Origin of the sequence: Streptomyces sp. 4N124, from assembly GCF_052245395.1 — a bacterium.
GTDB lineage: Bacteria > Actinomycetota > Actinomycetes > Streptomycetales > Streptomycetaceae > Streptomyces.
Genome location: NZ_JBQQBS010000105.1, coordinates 1 through 16722 on the forward strand (window position 1 = coordinate 1; position 16722 = coordinate 16722).

The 16722-nt window shown below is 70.4% G+C and carries 15 protein-coding genes and 1 tRNA gene; 11 read left to right on the forward strand and 5 right to left on the reverse strand.

The window, feature by feature from the left end; translation table 11 throughout:
• Positions 1–145: 145 nt before the first annotated feature.
• Positions 146–610: a GatB/YqeY domain-containing protein gene (locus ACTWQO_RS47055; RefSeq protein ID WP_443243553.1), complete on the reverse strand. Its 465-nt coding sequence runs from the start codon at positions 608–610 to the stop codon at positions 146–148.
• 115 nt (positions 611–725) lie between these two features.
• On the opposite strand from ACTWQO_RS47055, the gene ACTWQO_RS47060 reads away from it, so the two are divergent.
• The 3 genes from ACTWQO_RS47060 (at position 726) to ACTWQO_RS47070 (ending at position 2685) form a co-directional block, all read left to right on the forward strand.
• Positions 726–1652: a metallophosphoesterase gene (locus tag ACTWQO_RS47060; RefSeq protein ID WP_443243554.1), complete on the forward strand. Its 927-nt coding sequence runs from the start codon at positions 726–728 to the stop codon at positions 1650–1652.
• Between the two features lie 127 nt (positions 1653–1779).
• Positions 1780–2577, forward strand: a complete 798-nt coding sequence (locus ACTWQO_RS47065) for a Pr6Pr family membrane protein (protein ID WP_443243555.1) — start codon at positions 1780–1782, stop codon at positions 2575–2577.
• Positions 2578–2611: 34 nt separating this feature from the next.
• Positions 2612–2685 (forward strand) — tRNA-Pro (locus tag ACTWQO_RS47070).
• 136 nt (positions 2686–2821) lie between these two features.
• On the opposite strand, the gene ACTWQO_RS47075 is transcribed toward ACTWQO_RS47070, so the two are convergent.
• Both ACTWQO_RS47075 and ACTWQO_RS47080 read right to left on the reverse strand, forming a co-directional pair.
• Complete coding sequence (locus tag ACTWQO_RS47075) at positions 2822–3325, reverse strand: hypothetical protein (protein ID WP_443243556.1); 504 nt, start codon at positions 3323–3325, stop codon at positions 2822–2824.
• A 48-nt stretch (positions 3326–3373) separates the two neighbouring features.
• On the reverse strand, positions 3374–3769 hold the full coding sequence (locus ACTWQO_RS47080; protein WP_443243567.1) for a RidA family protein: 396 nt from the start codon (positions 3767–3769) through the stop codon (positions 3374–3376).
• A 171-nt stretch (positions 3770–3940) separates the two neighbouring features.
• Here ACTWQO_RS47080 and ACTWQO_RS47085 point away from each other — a divergent pair, with 171 nt between their 5' ends.
• The 4 genes from ACTWQO_RS47085 to ACTWQO_RS47100 all read left to right on the forward strand — a co-directional run bounded on the left by ACTWQO_RS47085 (position 3941) and on the right by ACTWQO_RS47100 (position 10879).
• Entirely contained in the window at positions 3941–4915 is a 975-nt protein-coding gene (locus ACTWQO_RS47085) for a helix-turn-helix transcriptional regulator (RefSeq protein WP_443243557.1), read from the forward strand.
• Positions 4916–5367: 452 nt separating this feature from the next.
• Entirely contained in the window at positions 5368–9351 is a 3984-nt protein-coding gene (locus ACTWQO_RS47090; RefSeq protein ID WP_443243558.1) for an nSTAND1 domain-containing NTPase, read from the forward strand.
• A 137-nt stretch (positions 9352–9488) separates the two neighbouring features.
• Positions 9489–10112, forward strand: a complete 624-nt coding sequence (locus ACTWQO_RS47095; protein ID WP_443243559.1) for a UTRA domain-containing protein — start codon at positions 9489–9491, stop codon at positions 10110–10112.
• Positions 10113–10120: 8 nt separating this feature from the next.
• Positions 10121–10879 (forward strand): glycosyltransferase family 2 protein, encoded by a 759-nt coding sequence (locus ACTWQO_RS47100; RefSeq protein WP_443243560.1) that lies wholly within the window; start codon positions 10121–10123, stop codon positions 10877–10879.
• Here ACTWQO_RS47100 and ACTWQO_RS47105 read toward each other — a convergent pair.
• Both ACTWQO_RS47105 and ACTWQO_RS47110 read right to left on the reverse strand, forming a co-directional pair.
• Positions 10861–11790, reverse strand: coding sequence for a hypothetical protein (locus ACTWQO_RS47105; protein ID WP_443243561.1), 930 nt, complete (start codon positions 11788–11790; stop codon positions 10861–10863). The two genes, ACTWQO_RS47100 and ACTWQO_RS47105, sit on opposite strands and share 19 nt — an antisense overlap.
• 404 nt (positions 11791–12194) lie before the next feature.
• A complete protein-coding gene (locus ACTWQO_RS47110; RefSeq protein WP_443243562.1) occupies positions 12195–12851 on the reverse strand; it encodes a TetR/AcrR family transcriptional regulator in 657 nt (218 codons plus the stop codon).
• A gap of 209 nt (positions 12852–13060) precedes the next feature.
• Here ACTWQO_RS47110 and ACTWQO_RS47115 point away from each other — a divergent pair, with 209 nt between their 5' ends.
• The 4 genes from ACTWQO_RS47115 to ACTWQO_RS47130 are packed head-to-tail and all read left to right on the forward strand — an operon-like array spanning position 13061 to position 16599.
• The gene (locus ACTWQO_RS47115) at positions 13061–14194 is read left to right on the forward strand and encodes an amidohydrolase family protein (protein ID WP_443243563.1); all 1134 of its coding nucleotides are present in this window, start codon (positions 13061–13063) and stop codon (positions 14192–14194) included.
• Positions 14195–14201: 7 nt separating this feature from the next.
• On the forward strand, positions 14202–14402 hold the full coding sequence (locus ACTWQO_RS47120) for a hypothetical protein (RefSeq protein ID WP_443243564.1): 201 nt from the start codon (positions 14202–14204) through the stop codon (positions 14400–14402).
• A gap of 39 nt (positions 14403–14441) precedes the next feature.
• Positions 14442–15623 carry an amidohydrolase family protein gene (locus ACTWQO_RS47125; RefSeq protein WP_443243565.1) on the forward strand — a complete coding sequence of 394 codons (1182 nt, stop codon included), beginning with the start codon at positions 14442–14444 and terminating at the stop codon, positions 15621–15623.
• A gap of 52 nt (positions 15624–15675) precedes the next feature.
• Positions 15676–16599, forward strand: a complete 924-nt coding sequence (locus tag ACTWQO_RS47130; RefSeq protein ID WP_443243566.1) for an FkbM family methyltransferase — start codon at positions 15676–15678, stop codon at positions 16597–16599.
• Positions 16600–16722: the final 123 nt, after the last annotated feature.

Consider the following 16722-nt stretch of genomic DNA (forward strand, 5'->3'; position numbering starts at 1 on the left):
ACCTCCCCCAACACCCCCGGACGCAACGACACCCTCGGCCCCCTCACACGCAACGTCGGTCTGCACCACCAACTCGGTGGCACAGACCGACGTCACGCACTCAGGGCCATTCGCCAACAGTGTCCATTGTCGTAAGGCCGCCCTGTCAGCCCGCGAGCAGCTTCTTGACCGCGGCGGCGACCCGGCCGCCCTCCGCCTGCCCGGCGACCTTCGGGTTCACGATCTTCATCACGGCGCCCATGGCGCGCGGCCCCTCGGCGCCCGCCGCCCTGGCCTCCTCGACGGCCTGCGCGACGATCTGCTCCAGCTCGGCGTCGCTGAGCTGCTTGGGCAGGTACGCGGCGAGCACCTCGCCCTCCGCCTTCTCCCGCTCGGCCTGCTCGGGGCGACCGCCCTGCGCGAAGGCGTCGGCGGCCTCGCGCCGCTTCTTCGCCTCGCGGGTGATCACCTTCTGCACCTCGTCGTCGGAGAGCTCGCGCTTCGCCTTGCCCGCGACCTCCTCCTTGGTGATCGCGGAGAGCGTCAGCCGGAGCGTCGAGGAGCGGAGCTCGTCGCGCTCCTTGATCGCGGTGTTGAGGTCGTCCTTGAGCTTCGACTTGAGGTTGGTCATGCGTTTGATTGTCGCAGGTACGGGACGACCGACGCCCGTTGATTTGGCGGGAGGGCGGGCGCAGTCGGCCGAGGGCCCGGCACAGGGGACCGCCGCGGTCTGACACGATGGTTGTATGCGCGCGCGATACGGAGTCCCCCTGGGAATCGCGGCGGCTGGTGCCGCCGGTCTGGTCTATGCGGCGGGTATTGAGACCCGCTCCTTCCGTCTCCGGCGGGTGACCGTCCCGGCCCTGCCTGCCGGACTGCGACCGCTGCGCGTGCTCCAGGTCTCCGACATCCACATGGTGAGGGGCCAGCGCAAGAAGCAGCGCTGGCTGCGCTCGCTGGCCGGTCTGCGCCCCGACTTCGTCCTCAACACGGGTGACAACCTGTCCGACCCGGAGGGCATCCCCGAGGTGCTGGACGCGCTGGGCCCGCTGATGGAGTTCCCGGGTGCGTACGTCTTCGGCTCCAACGACTACTACGGCCCCACACTCCGCAACCCCGGCCGGTACTTGATCGAGAAGGTCCAGGGCAAGCACGGCCTCAACGGCAACCCGCCGGTCGTGGGCGCCGTCCACAATCCGTGGGAGGACATCCGGGACGGCTTCGACGCGGCGGGCTGGCTGAACCTGACGAACACGCGCGGCACGTTGAAGATCGAGGGCGCGTCGGTCGAGCTGACGGGACTGGACGACCCGCACATCAAGCGGGACCGGTACGAGCGGGTGGCCGGCGGCCCCTCCGGCGACGCCGACTTCTCGATGGGCGTGGTGCACGCGCCGTATCTGCGCACGCTGGACGCGTTCACGGCGGACGGCTATCCCCTGATCCTCGCGGGCCACACGCACGGCGGCCAGCTGTGCATCCCCTTCTACGGCGCCCTGGTCACCAACTGCGACCTGGACACGGAGCGGGTGAAGGGGCTGTCCACGCATCAGGCGGAGGGCCGTACGGCGTATCTGCATGTGTCGGCGGGGTGCGGCACGAGTAGGTATGCGCCGGTACGGTTCGCGTGCCCGCCGGAGGCGACGTTGTTGACGCTGGTGGGGCGGGAGTAGGACGGGAGCAGAGCGGGAGTCGGACGAGAGCGGGGCGCGAGCAGCAGCGGTGACGGCGGTGGCTGCTGGGTAACCCACACGGCCCACCCGCATCGCCCGTTTTGTCCATTTTCCTTAGCGTGAGGGGATGACCGCCCCGATACCCAGGGACATCCCGGACCTGCCCGCGATTCCCGGCGTACCCGCACTGCTGCCCTCATCCGTCCCCGCCACAGCGGTGGTGCCTCCCGTACGACGCCCAGTGGCCGCCGTGTTCCGGCTGCTGGTCGCCCTGGTGGCGGCCGGAGCCGTAGCCATCGACCTGGCCCTGGGCAGCCCGGTCCGGGTCCTGAGCTACTTCACGATCCAGAGCAACATCCTGCTGGCCCTGGTCCTCACCCTCGCGGCCCGCCGCTCCTGGACCGCCCGCCGCCCGCTGCCGTCGGCCCTGACCGGCGCGACACTCCTCTACGTCGCGATCACCGGCCTCGTCTACCACCTGCTGCTGGTGAACGCCGCGAGCCCGTTCTCGATGACCGACGAGATGACAGCACCGACGGGCATACAGGCGATCACCAACCAGGTACTGCACACGGTCACGCCGATCGCGGCAGCCCTGGACTGGCTGCTGCTGACGGCACCCGGCCACCTGCACCTGCGCCAGGCGGCGACGTGGCTCCTCTACCCGCTCACCTACCTGGCGTTCTCCCTCACCCGAGGCGAACTGATCCTGCCCGGCACGCCGGCCCGCTACCTCTACCCCTTCCTCGACGTCGGCCAGCACGGCTACAAGAGCGTCCTCGGCAACGCCCTCCTCCTCGGCCTCGCCATCTACGCCCTGGCCGTCCTCCTGACAGCCCTCGACCACATCCGCCCGAACCCCCTCCGCCGCCGCCCCCGTCACCGCGCGAAAACCGGATTTCGTCTCCAGCCACCGGTGGGCTAAAGTAAACGACGTCGCCGCGACGAGCAGCGACGATCGGGGTGTAGCGCAGCTTGGCAGCGCGCTTCGTTCGGGACGAAGAGGTCGTGGGTTCAAATCCCGCCACCCCGACAGCTGAAACACCAGGTCAAGGGCCTGATCCGCAGTGCGGGTCGGGTCCTTGAGTGGTTTCGGGGGCCTTTGGGGGCCACTGGGGAGACGAGTTCGGAATCCGGCTCCCCAGGTGGCTCCCGTAGAGGGCCGTACGTCACCCGCTGGGTCCGATGCGGAGGACCGCGGCGGAGTCCAGGATCTTCACGACCGTCAGGCTCATGGCGTCGTTGATGCTCGCGGCGGGTCCCTTGCCGCATTTGAGGCCGACGCCGCCGCTGCCGTCCGAGGAGACGCCGCCGCCACCGGAGCAGCCCGAAACGCTGAAGCCCGAGCCTGTCAGGGGCGCGACCATCTCGACCTCGCTGCCGGTGATCGCCTTCACCTCGATCGGCCCGAGGCCGTACGTTTCCGGGACGGTGACGACGTCCCCCACGGCGACCTCGATCTCGCACGTCCCGTCGGCGCACGGCCCGGTCGGCGAGGGTGATGGCGTGGATGTCTCCGTGGGGTCGGACGCCGGTGCCTCGGAGCGGGACGCGCTGGGCCGGCTCTCGGTGGAGGAGCCGTCCGAAGAATCCGAGGAACACGACGTGAGAGCGGCGAACACGGCAGCGACAACAACGGCGGCTGCGGCGGTGGATGGCGTTCTACGCATCATGGGCGCCATTGAACCGCGGCAGGAGCGGGACCCCTCCCCACCCTGTGGTCACGCGACGGCGGTGCCCTCTAGCTCGACCAGCTGGCCGGGGATCGCCAGCCGCGTCACCCCGAGCATCGTCGTGGTCGGCGCCACCCCGGCGGTGCCCAGCCTCGTCGCCAGTACGCCGTAGTGCTGGAAGAGGAGATCGACGTCGGTCGTGTAGACGTTGAGGCGGATCAGGTGGGCGAGGGACATGCCGGCATCGGTGAGAACGGCCTCCAGGTTGTAGATGGTCAGCGCCAGCTGCGCCGCCATGTCGCCGTCATGCTGGGGCTTGCCGTCGGCGTTCATCGCGGTCTGCCCCGAGATGTACAGGGTCCGGGCGTGTCCGGAGACGACCTCACCCTGGTTGAAGCCCAACTCCGCCGACCACGTCACCGGGTTGACCGCCGTTCGTTCCATTGCCACGTCAGTTCCATTCGATTCATGGGGAGTACCGGGATGTACGGGAGTACGGAAGTACGGGAGTACGTACGACGGCCATCTGCTCGTAGCCGCCTGCTTCGACCTCGTGCGACGAGCCTCGCAGCCAATCACGACATCCTTGGTCATGTATTTCCGTAGAGTTCTCGTATGCGCGCCGACCGGTTGGTCTCGCTCGTCCTGCTGCTGCGTCAGCGCGGTCGGCTGACCGCGGACACGCTGGCCCGGGAGCTGGAGGTATCCACCCGCACCGTGCTGCGCGACATCGAGGCGCTGTCCGCGGCCGGTGTCCCGGTCTACGCCGAACGCGGCCGGCACGGTGGTTTCGTGTTGTCGCCCGGTTTCCGGACCGAGCTCACCGGTCTGAATCACGACGAGGCCCTTGCCCTGCTGACCGCCGGATCGGGGCGCGGCGAGCAGGTGTTCGGCCTTGGCTCGGCGCTCGCCTCGGCCATGCGGAAGGTGGTCGACGCGCTGCCCGAAAGCCACCGGGCCACGGCGAGCGACGCGGCCCGGCGCATTCTCGTCGAGCCGGAGACCGACCTGCTCTCGCGTCGGCTGGTCACCGAGGAGGTAGCCGGCACCGCCATGATCGAGGTCCGGCGCGCGGTGCTCGCCGGGCACAAGCTGCGCATCCACTACGCGGCCACGGGCCAGGCACCGCGATGGCGCACGGTGGACCCGATCGGCCTGGTCACCGTCCGCGACCGGGGATACTTGCTGGCCAGGCGATCCGGCGCGGACCGCACCTACCGGCTGTCGCGGGTGTTGGCCGCCGAGGAACTCCCCGACGCCGCGCAGCGACCGAACGGGGTCGATCTTGACCGGATCTGGCGGGAACGTTCCGCGCAGTTTCTCTCTGACGGCGACCACATCACCGTGCTGCTACGCGTGAACCCGGAGCGGCGGGAGGAACTGCTGGACACCGTGCTGGCCGTCCGCGCGGAAGAACCCGACGCTGACGGCCGGCTGCGGCTGGAAGTGACCTTCCAGGATTCACGACATGCCGAATGGGCACTGTGGCAGCTCGGCACGGACGCTGAAGCCCTGTCCCCGCAGTCGTTGCGCGTCTCCCTGCGCGACCGCGCCGCCGCGATGGCGGCCCGCTACGGAGACTCCGGTTGAGTCGCGCGCGCTCTCGCCTTCGCCGCGTCGTGCGGAACCGGTCCCTCCCCACGTGGGGACCGGTTCCGTACGACGCGCGTGGCCTCGGTTCGCGCTGATACGGCGCGAACCGAGGCGGGGAGGGATCCGTGGTCGGTGATGACCGGTCCCGGATGGGACCGGTCTCCACGGATCTCTCAGGCTCTCTGGACGGGTCCGTCACCACCGTCCGACAACTCCGGTAGCTACGGCGGAAGCTGGCCGAGAACGAACGGCGTCATAGGCTGCGTCTCCGAGCACTGGGCTGGTGGCCTGTCATAACGGCGTGCAGTCGGTTCGCTACTGCATCGTGATCCTGCCACTTGAGGGCCGGAACGAGGAGGTTCCGGTGTCCGGTCCAGCCCTTCCTCGCAGGTCAGCCGTATAAGGTGAGTTTTCCGGTCCGGATGTCCAGCTGCGAGGGAAGTAAAGGGGTGGAGGCCTTGAGTTCCGACTCAGGGGCGCGCACAGCCTTCGCGGAGCGCCTTGCGCTGCTGTACCGGGAGGCCGGCAACCCTCCCCTCAAGCGCGTGGCCGAGGCGGTCGTACAGCTGCAGCGGGTCGATGAGCGGGGGCGGCCCGTACGGGTGTCCGCGCAGCGGATCAGCGACTGGCGGCGGGCGAAGAACGTGCCGGCCCAGTTCGCCGCCCTCGCGGCGGTGCTGCACATCCTCATCCCGCAGGCGCGGCGCGCGCGGCCCACTCCGGTGTCGGCCGGCCTGTACGACCTGGCTCAGTGGCAGCGCATCTGGGAGCAGGCGCTGGCCGATCCCATCGGGGAGCGGGCCACCGTGTCCGGGGAAGGGGAAGAGGGGGAGCGGTCCGCGGGCGACGCCCCGGCCGTACCCGGTGGTGTGTGTCCGTACCGGGGGCTCGCTTCCTATCGGCAGCAGGACGCGCGGTGGTTCTTCGGCCGGGAGCGGAGCACCGACACCCTCATGGCGCAGCTCCGCGCGGCGGAGAAGACCGGCGGCCTGGTCATGCTCGTGGGCGCCTCGGGTGCGGGCAAGTCCTCCCTGCTCAACGCCGGTCTGGTGCCCGCGCTGGAGCAGGACGCGCGGGAGGTGGTGCAGTTCGTGCCGGGCGCCCATCCGCTCGCCGAGCTGAGTGAACGGATACCCGAGCTCGCGCCCCTGGTCGCCACCACGGAGCCCCTGGTCTCCACCACGGACGTGGACACGCGCGCGGTGCGGGAGGCCGTCGCCGCATGGGCGCGGCCCTCCTCCCCCACCCGCCCCGTCGTCATCGTCGACCAGTTCGAGGAGGCCTTCACTCTCTGCTCCGACGAGGCCGACCGGCGTACGTTCATCCAGCTCCTGCACGCCGCGTGCGCCCCCGCCTCCGACGGCCCCGCCCCCGTCCTCGTGGTCCTCGGCATACGTGCCGACTTCTACGAGCAGTGCCTGGCCCATCCCGAGCTGGCCGACGCGCTGCAGCACCGGCACATGGTGCTCGGGCCGCTGACCACGGCCGAGTTGCGCGAGGCGGTGACCGGTCCCGCCAAGGCTGTGGGCCTGGAGCTGGAACCGGGCCTTGCCGAGCTGATCGTCCGTGAGGTGAGCGCCGACGGCCCGCGCGGGGCGCACGACTCCGGTGTGCTGCCGCTGCTCTCCCACGCCCTGCTCGCCACCTGGCAGCGCCGGAAGGCGGGCCGGCTGACGCTGGCCGGTTACCGGGCGGCGGGCGGAATCCAGGGTGCGGTGGCGGCGACCGCGGAGCGGGCCTGGTCCGGCCTCGACCCGGCGGCGCGTACGGCCGCGCGGCTGCTGCTGCTCAGGCTGGTCCGGCTGGGCGAGGACACCCAGGCCACGCGACGGCGCGGGACCCGGCGGCAGCTCGCGGAGGAGTCCACCGACCCCGACAAGACGGAGGAGTCGCTGGAGGCGCTGGTCCAGGCCCGGTTGGTGACGCTCGACGCGGAGAGCGTGGAGATCACCCATGAGGCGCTGCTGCACGCCTGGCCGCGGCTGCGCGACTGGATCGACGAGGGCCGCAGCGACCATCTGCTGCGCCAGCGGCTGGAGGAGGACAGCAGGGCCTGGGAGGGCTCGAACCGCGATACGGCGCTGCTGTACCGGGGTTCCCGGCTGGAGCAGGCCCACAACTGGGCCAAGTCCGCCGGGGGCACCTTCCTGACCCGCAGCGCGGTGGAGTTCCTGGCCGCGTCGGTGCGCTTGCGCAGGCGTGTGGTCTGGATCAGCCGGGGTGCGGTCGCGGCGCTGGTCGTCCTGGCGGTCGTGGCCGTCGGTGCGGCGGTGGTCGCGATACAGCAGCGGGACGACGCGGTGTTCGCGCAGGTGCTCGCCGAGTCCGATCGCGTGCAGTCCACGGATCCGTCACTGTCAGCCCAACTCGGCCTGGTCGCGCATCGGCTGCGGCCGGACGACGCGGACGCCAACAACCGGCTCATCTCGATCGTCAACGCCCCGCTGGCCACACCGCTGCTCGGCCACACCGGCGCCGTCTACCTCACCACGTTCAGCCCGGACGGCCGGCTTCTGGCCACCGCCAGCTACGACCGGACCGTACGCCTGTGGGACGTGTCGGACCCGACCCGGCCCAAGGCCGTCGGCAAGCCCCTGACCGGGCACACCAGTTGGGTGAGCAGCGCGGTCTTCAGTCCCGACGGGAAGACCCTGGCCAGCGCGGGGGACGACGGCACGCTCCGGCTGTGGGACGTGAGCGATCCGAGTCGTCCGCGGTCGCTCGGCGCGCCGCTGACCGGGCACGACGGCACGATCTACCTGGTCGCCTTCAGCCCGGACGGGCGCACGCTGGCCACCGCCGACGAGGAACGGAACGTACGTCTGTGGGATGTGCGCGACGTGCGGCGGCCGAGGACGCTCGGCACGCTGACCGGCCACACCGCACCCGTGCGCTCGGTGGCGTTCAGCCCCGACGGGAAGACGCTCGCGGCGGGCGGCGACGACAACACGGTCACGCTGTGGGACATGGACGATCCGCGCCGTCCGGAGCGGATCGGTACACCGCTGACCGGCCACACCGACACCGTGCACTCGGTGGCCTTCAGCCCCGACGGGCACACGCTCGCCAGCGGCAGCTCGGACAACACCATCCGGCTGTGGGACGTCACCGACCGCGGCCGCGCGACCGCGGTCGGGGCGCCGCTGACCGGGCACACCGGCCCCATCTGGTCCGTGGCCTTCAGCCCGGACGGAAGCATGCTCGCCGCCGGCAGCGCGGACAGTACGGCGAGTCTGTGGAACGTCCGCAATCCGGCCTACCCGTCGCAGGTCGGCATGCCGCTCGCGGGCAGCAGCGGAGAGATGTACGCCATCGGCTTCAGCCCCGACGGCCGCACCCTCGCCACCGGCACCGGCGACGGCAAGGCCCGGCTCTGGTCGATCCCGAGGTCGGACATGATCGGCCGGATCGGGGCGTTCCGCCGGGACGGGAAGATCCTCGCCACGGGCAGCGGCGACAGCAAGATCCGGCTGTGGAACGTGGCCAGGCCCGGCCGGCCCGTGGCGCTGGGCGAGCCGTTCACGACCGGGGAGCGGGACATCCGGCTGCTGGCGTTCTCGCCCGACGGCCGCACCCTCGCCATCCTCACCGGCGTCCGCAACACGGTGCAGCTGTGGAACATCAGCGACCCCGCCCACCCCGTCGCGTACGGCAAGCCGGTCCTGCTGCGCACGCGGTATTCGGGCCCCGACTCGCTCGCCTTCAGCCCCGACGGACGCACCCTCGCCAGCGCCTACGACGACCGCACCATCCAGCTGTGGAACGCCGCCGACCCCACCCACCTCGTCCCGCTCGGCAAGCCGCTCACCGGTCACAAGGGGTACGTCAACGCCCTCGCCTTCAGCCCCGACGGACGCACCCTCGCCAGCGGCAGCGCCGACCTCACGATCCGGCTCTGGAACGTCACCGACCTGCGCCACGCGACCCCGCTCGGCAAACCGCTCACCGGACATGTCGGCCCCATCAACGCCCTGGCCTACACCCCGGACGGCCGCACCCTGGCCAGCGGCAGCGACGACAACACGGTCCGCCTGTGGAACGTCACCGACCCCGCCGGGGCGACCCTGCTGGGCCGTCCCCTCACCGGCCACACCGAGGCGCTGGTGTCGCTCACCTTCAGCCACGACGGGCGCACCCTGGCGAGCGGCGGCAACGACAACACGGTCCGGCTGTGGAACGTCACCGACCCCGACGACGCCAGTCCCATCGGCCAGTCGATGAGCCCCAACGCCAAGACGGGCAACTTCCTGTCGTTCAGCCCCGCGGGCAACATGCTCGGGGTATCGAGCGGCTCCGACACCGTACGGCTGTGGGACCTCGACGTCGACCAGGCGATCAGCCGGATCTGCTCGGCCACCCACGGCGTTCTGACCCGGGAGCAATGGCAGGAGTACCTGCCCCGACTGTCGTACGAGCCGCCCTGCAGTGAGTGATCCCGATCACAACGCGATGGTGTGGCTGAGCAGTCGCCTCCCACAGCACTCGCAGCCTTGTTAGCCTTGGCCATAGCCCGATCGCTGGTGCATCCCCCGTCGCCAGCGATCGGGTTTTTTCGTCTTAGGCTGAGGCTGTGCCGAAAGCGTACGAAGAGATCGAGGACGACCTCCGCCACCCGCGCCCCCGCGCCGTCCGCGACAACGCGCGGCACCAGTGGGAGAAGGACCGCGCCCGCCGTCCGCTGCGCACGCGGGCCGGGACCGGCGCCACGGAACACGAGACCGGCCTGCACCGCGACGACCTGGTCTTCTACGCCAAGTACCGCACGATCGAGGCACCGAAGGCCCTCGCGGACGCGTTCGGCGTCCCGGCGGGAACCCTGCTCCTGGAGCGGACGTACCGCACCCGCTGTACGACCGGGACGGCCCCGTTCAGCCTGGTCACCTCCTACCTGGTCCACGACATGATCGCGGCCAACCCGGACGTCCTGGACGACAGCAAGGAACCCTGGCCCGGCGGCACCCTGCACCAGCTCTCCACGGTCGGCATCGAGGTGGACCGCATCGAGGAACGCTTCACCGCCCGTCCACCGACGCCGGAGGAGTCGAGAGAGCTGGAGCTGCCAGCCGGTGCGGCGGTGATCCTGCTGCGCAAGACGTCGTACGACATCCATGACCGCGTCGTCGACATCTCCCACGTCACGCTGCCCGGCGATCGCACGGAACTCGTCTTCACCACGCCCCTGGAAAGGTGGTGAGCGCTGCCGTGAGCCGGCGCGTCGTCGTCGTCACCGCCGTGCACGCGCCCTCGGCCGCGTTCCTGGCGGAGGCCCACAAGTCGCTGTGCGCGCAGGAGTTGCCCGCCGGCTGGGAGTGGCACTGGGTGATCCAGGAGGACGGCACGACCGACGCCGTCGCCCCGTACGTCCCCGACGACGACCGCGTGACCTTCCGTCAGGGGCGCGCCGGCGGCCCCGGTGTCGCCCGCACGATGGCCCTCGCGCATGCCGATGGCGACTACGTGAAGATCCTCGACGCCGACGACCAGCTCACCCCCGGCGTACTCGCCCGTGACCTGGCGGCACTTGAGGCCGACCCCACGATCGGCTGGGCGACGTCGCGGGCGCTGGACCTCATGCCGGACGGCTCGACGGTCGGCTTCCCCGGCGATCCCGGCCATGGCCCCGTCGAGCGCGGGACCGTACTCGACTTCTGGAAGGCGAACGGCTTCCGCGCCCAGGTCCATCCGGCGACGCTGTGCGTACGCCGGGATCTGCTGCTGGCGCTCGGCGGCTGGATGGCCCTGCCCGCGTCCGAGGACACCGGGCTGCTGCTCGCGCTCAACTCCGTGAGCCGTGGCTGGTTCTCGGCGGAGGTGGGGCTGCTGTACCGCAAGTGGGAGGGGCAGGTCACCGGGCAGGCGTCCCATGTCGATCCGGGCGAACGGGCGGCGCGGATGGCGGTGGTGGAGGCGCGGGCACGGGCGTTGGCGGGGTTGCGGTGGAGCTATCCGGTCGCTGACTGAGCCAGCCGTTCCACCTTCGCGGCGGCTGTCTCGGCCCGGCGCCGGGCCTCACGGATGCGGCGCTCGGTGCGCCGTAGATCCTCGTGCGCCTTGTGCTCGGCGGCCCGTGCCTCCTCGTACTCGCCCTCGGTGCGTTTCAGTTCGGCGGAGAGTTCGTTCATGTGCCGCCGGAGCTGCTCCGCCAGTTTCCGCGCCTGGTCGACGTCACGGGCGGCGGCCGCGGCTTCCTTCTCGCGGGCCCGCAGTCCGGCGTCGGCGTCCTCGGCGTCCTGCCGAGCCCGGTCCAGACGCCCGCGACGCTGCTCGTCGGCTCTGCTGGGCGACTGCTTGGCGGGGGAGGCGCGGGGCTTGGCGGCGGGGGCGGTGCGGGGCTTGGCGGTGGTGGAGGCGCGGGGCTTGGCGGCAGGCGCGGCGCGTGAGATGGCCGACGGGGAGGCTGCGGGGAATCCGACCGTGGCGGTGAGGGGTCTGACGAGCCGGCCGGTGGCCCATTCGCGGGCGGCCTCCGGATCGGCGAGGACGGAGTGCAGGGTGCTTTCGATCTCGCGCTGCGCGTCCTCGCTGATGGGGTGACCGGCGCTGGCGGCCAGCTGCCCGGCCTGCCGCGACAGGGCGCTGATCAGGCTCCGCTGCTGCCGGCTGAGGGCCCTCAACTGCGCCCCGTCCAGATCCTGGTGTGCCTGCCGCAGGGCCTCCCCCAGCTTGAGCAGCGGCTCGATCTGCTCGGGCTGTTCGCGTACGAGGAGATTGCTGGCCCACGCCGACAGGCTCGGGCGGCGCAGCTTGCCGATCTGCTCGGCGAGCGCGCGGTCCCCAGCCGTACGGGCAGCCGCGACACGGGCGGCGCGAGCGGCGGTGAAGTCCTCCGGCCGCAGTCCGTACAGCTCGTCGGCGACAGCGTCCAGGTCCATCGGCGCCCTCTCGACACCACAGGTCCGTCAGGGAGCCCTTTCAGCACCACAGGACTCCGGACAATTTTCTCACTTCACCACGATTCAGGCTCCGCGAGAGCCCCCGCCCGCGCCGCGCCCCACCACCCGGTGCCTGTTGGCGGACCATCCCGCAGCCCCAGGGCCTGCGCCCCCGCCCCCCGCGCCGCCATCGCCTCCCACACGCTCGGACACGCACGCGCGGGGCTCCAGCGAGGGGCATCCCCATTCCACCCCGCTCACCCGCGCCGATCAGTCACCGCCGCTTCACGGTGATCCAGGCCCCGCAAGGAACCCCGTCCGCGCCGCGACCCACCGCCCGCCTCCCACACGCCCGGACACGCATACGCGGGGCTCCAGCGAGGGGCACCCCCATTCCGCCCCCCTCACCCGCGCCGATCAGTCACCGCCGCTTCCCTGCGACCCGTTCCGCCGGAGATGCCCCTCGCCGGAGTTCCGAGCGCCCGCAGGGCGAAGTCGATGACCTGCTCGCTTGCCTCCTCGGCGCTCTGGGCGCTGGGCCGGAGGATCTGCTCGTCGAAGGCGCGCTGCAGCACTGCCGCGATCGCTCTCGCGTCTGCTCGGACGTCGGTGACCAGCGGAAAGTCGCCGCTGTCGCGTCCCTGCTCCACGATGAGCGCGAGGATGGCCTCCGCGCCCTCCGCCGCACGGTTCAGCTCGGCGTCGTAGCCGCGCGCCCGGCGCACCTCCTCCGAGGTCAGCACGAGCACCCGCTGCCGCCGGCGCTTCTCCGAGACCAGGCGCATCCGGCACTGCACATAGCGTCGTAGCGCGTCCTCGGGGTCCTCCGCCGACGCGATGGCCGTCTGCAGCTCCGCGGTGACCCGGTCGTGGTCACGGCGGAACATCGCGAGCAGCAGATCGTCCTTGGAGTCGAAGTGCCGGTAGAAGGCACGGGTGCCCAGGCCGGTCTCCGCGAGGATGTCGCCCACCGAGACGGAAGCCCCGCCCGTCGAGGCCAGGCACCGATGTGCCGCCTCGATGATGCGCGCCCGCTCCGCGCGCTGATCCTGCTCCGCCATCGCCCCACTCTCTGCCGAGTCACCGAAAATCCCGATCTCGTGTGCGACCAGTCTAGCGATGGATGCGCTTCCCGGTTCCACCCCGCGCAGGTATTGACATGCGTTCCCGGCCGAGCCAACTATGAAAACGCCATTTTCGCATCGCATCACCTCGCATCACCCTGCATCACCTCACCACCTCCAGGCGTGTCGATCGAAGGAGAACGACGATGGAGAAGATCTGGGCCAACTCGGCCGACTCACACTTCCTGGAGCCGGACGACCTGTGGGTCAGCAACCTCCCCAAGCACTTGGCCGAGCTGATGCCGCGCTCGGAGAAGGACCCCGACGGCGCGTGGGAGACGGTCCACATCGACGGGATGTCCTTCCGCCGTGCGACGCCCCCGGTCAAGGTCCAGGAGTTCATGGAGGCCACGCATCGCGCGCCGGGCGCCCGGGACATCGGCCTGCGGATGAAGGACCTCGACAACGAGGGCGTCTGGGGTGAGCTGGTCTTCCCGTCGCTGGGCATGTGGTCCTCGTCCTTCCGCACGCCCGAGGCGCTGCGCGAGGCACTGCGCGTCAGCAACGACTGGGCCTGGGAGACCATCGCGCAGGCCACTCCCCGCCTGGTGCCGGCCGCGCAGGTCTCCACCCTGGACGTCGACGACGCCGTGCACGAGTTGGAGCGGGTCGCCGCCATGGGCTACCGCGCGGTCTTCCTGCCGACCGCCCCGCACCCCAAGCAGAAGGACTACAACCACGACGTGTGGGAGCCCTTCTGGGCGCTCGCCGAGGAGGCGAACGTCGTGATCGCCTTCCACATCGGCACCGACCCGGTCGACCTGACCACCGGCGGCCAGATCGGCGTCGTCTTCCGCGGCCCCGGCGGCGCGGTGCTCAACTACACCGAGACGACGTACGGCGGCCAGCGCGCGGTGACCAAGATGGTCGCCTCCGGCGCACTGGACCGGCACCCCGGCCTGAAGGTCCTGGTCGCCGAGGGCGGCGCGACCTGGGTGCCGTTCATCGCCGACCGGATCGAGGAGGGCTACCGGCAGCACCACCAGATGGTCCGCCCCAAGCTCAAGCGCTCACCCCGCGAGATCATCTACTCGCAGGTGTACGCGTCCTTCCAGCACGACGCCACCGCGGTGGCCGCCGCCTCCTCGATGGGCTACCGCAACGTCATGTGGGGCAGCGACTACCCGCACATGGAAGGCACCTTCGGCCACACCCAGGAGACCCTGCACGGTCTCTTCGACGGAGTGGACCCGGCCCTGCGCGAGCGCATCACGGTGGGCGCCTTCGCCGAACTCTTCCCCGAGGTGCCGCCGCTGCCCGCCGGCGCCGACGCCGCCTGAGGCCGCCATGTCCGACAACGTCATGTACGACTCGCCGACCGAGTTCCTGCACGAGGTCGCCAGTTCCGGCAACCGCTGTATGGCCCAGTCGGTGATCCCGCGGGACGACGGCAGTTACGTCTGCGCCTGCTCCTGCGAGAGCTGGGAGGTCGTCGCCCCCAGCCGCGAAGAAGGGCTGCGGCTCGCCCGCCGGCACACCAACTCCTGATGTCCACCCCGTAACCCAACGCGCCGGGAGGCGATGGCGATGACCGATCAGCGCAAGCGGATCTTCGACTGCGACCAGCACATGTACGAGGAGCGGGACTCCTTCACCCGCTACCTCCCCAAGGAGTTCCTCGGCACGGCGGTCGCCCCGATCACCCTGCCGGACGGCCGTGAGGTGATCCTCGCCGGCGACCGGATCGTCGTATGCCTGGAGCCGGAGTTCGGCCAGGTCTACCGGCCCGGATCGCTCAAGGAGATGCTCAAGGCGATGGCCTCGGGCAACCCCGAGGAGACGTACCAGTTCGAGCCGATGCACGAGGCGTACCAGAACCGCGACGCCCGGCTGACGCTCATGGACGAGCAGGGTGTCGACCAGACGATCATGTATCCGGGCGGCTGGGCGCTGGTCGCAGAGGAGTACGTGAAGTCGTCCGAGGCGCTGTACGCCAACGTCCACTCGTTCAACCGGTACATGAACGAGGTCTGGGGCTTCGACCACAAGGGCCGCATCTACGCCCCCGCCCTGCTGTCACTGCGTGACCTCGACAGCGCGGTCAAGGAGCTGGAGTACGTCCTGGAGCAGGGCGCCCGCTTCATCCTGCTGCCCACCGGGCCGGTGTACGGCCGCTCGCCGGGCGACCCGTACTTCGACCCGTTCTGGAAACTGGTCAACGAGGCCAAGGCGAGCGTCTGTTACCACATCAGCGAGTTCTACTACAACTCGCAGGTGGCCCCCGCCTGGGGTTTCGAGCCGAACCCGATCCACTTCCGGATGTCGGCGTGGCAGTGGATGAACACCTACGGCCAGCGCCCGATCGAGGAGACGCTCTCCGCGCTCATCTTCGACAACCTCTTCGGCCGCTTCCCCGACATCAACATCCTGGTGTCGGAGTTCGGCGCGGAGTGGGTGCCGCACTTCGTCCGGCACATGGACAAGAGCCGGGGCATGGGCCGCAACGGTCCCTGGATCGGCGGCAAGCTCGACGAGCGCCCCAGCAAGGTCTTCCGCAAGCACGTGCGCGTGGTGCCGTATCCGGAGGACGACATCCCGAGCCTGGTCGCGCGGCTCGGCTACCACGAGTCGCTGGTCATGGGCTCGGACTACCCGCACGCGGAGGGCGTCGCGGCGCCCGCGGAATACTGGAAGCTGATGGAGGGCCTCGACGAGTCCGTCCAGGACGACATCATGTACAACAATGCCCAGCAGTTGATCACCCGTTGATCACTCACTGACCGCTTGTTGACCATGCCGAGAGCCGCACCGGAGGCGCGCGATGAGTACCGGCATCACCGAGGCCCTGATCACCCTGGGCCGCCGGTACGTGCGCGACGCCCCGGTGCCGCTCGGCAAGGCGGCACTGGCCGCGCGGTACCTCAACTCCCATCTGCGGGAGCATCCGAGGCGACGGGTCACTCAGACCCAGTTCGGCGCCCGGTTCGCGGTCGACACACAGGACCTCATCCAGCGCTACGTCTATCTGTTCGGCGTCTGGGAACCCCACATGACGGCCTGGCTCCGCGGCCGGCTGCGCCCCGGCGACACCTTCGTCGACGTCGGCGCCAACGTGGGCTACTTCGCGGTACTCGGCTCCCGGCTCGTCGGCGACACGGGCCGGGTCGTGGCCGTGGAGGCGTCCCCCGCCTTCCACGACCGGATGCGGCAGCAGCTCACCCTCAACGGCTGCGCCAACGTCCGCACCGTGAACGCCGCCGTCTCCGACGGCCACAAGACACTCACCTTCGTCCTGGCCAGCTCCCGCAACATGGGCGCGAACTCGATCGTCCCCTACGACGGCCCTGCCGAGTCCACCTTCGAGGCCGAGGCCCAGCCGCTCGCCGAACTCCTCGACGCGGACGACCTCGCCCGCGCCCGCGTGATCAAGATCGATGTGGAGGGGGCGGAGGGCAGCGTCGTACGAGGCCTGGCTCCCGTCCTCGACCGGCTCAGGGACGACGCGGAGATCGCCGTAGAGGTCACTCCGGAACGGATGGCCCAACTCGGCGATTCCGTGGAGGAGTTGCTGGAGACGATGCGCGGCCACGGCTTCCACACCTACCGGCTCGCCAACAGCTACAAGCCGGACAGCTACCCCCACGCGCTGCGCGCCCCCTCCCCTCCGGTGCGGTGGCGAGGGCCGATCGTCGGTGAGACCGAGCTGGTCTTCTCGCGCGTGGACGCCGAGGAGCTCACGGACTAGTACTGCAACGGTGGTTGTCGTGACTGCTGGCCAGGTCGTTCGTTGGTGTGGTTATGGGTGGGGACCTTGCTGATGTCAGGCTGTGGGCGGGTGAACTGGCCGCTCTGCATGAGCGGTTCGTGC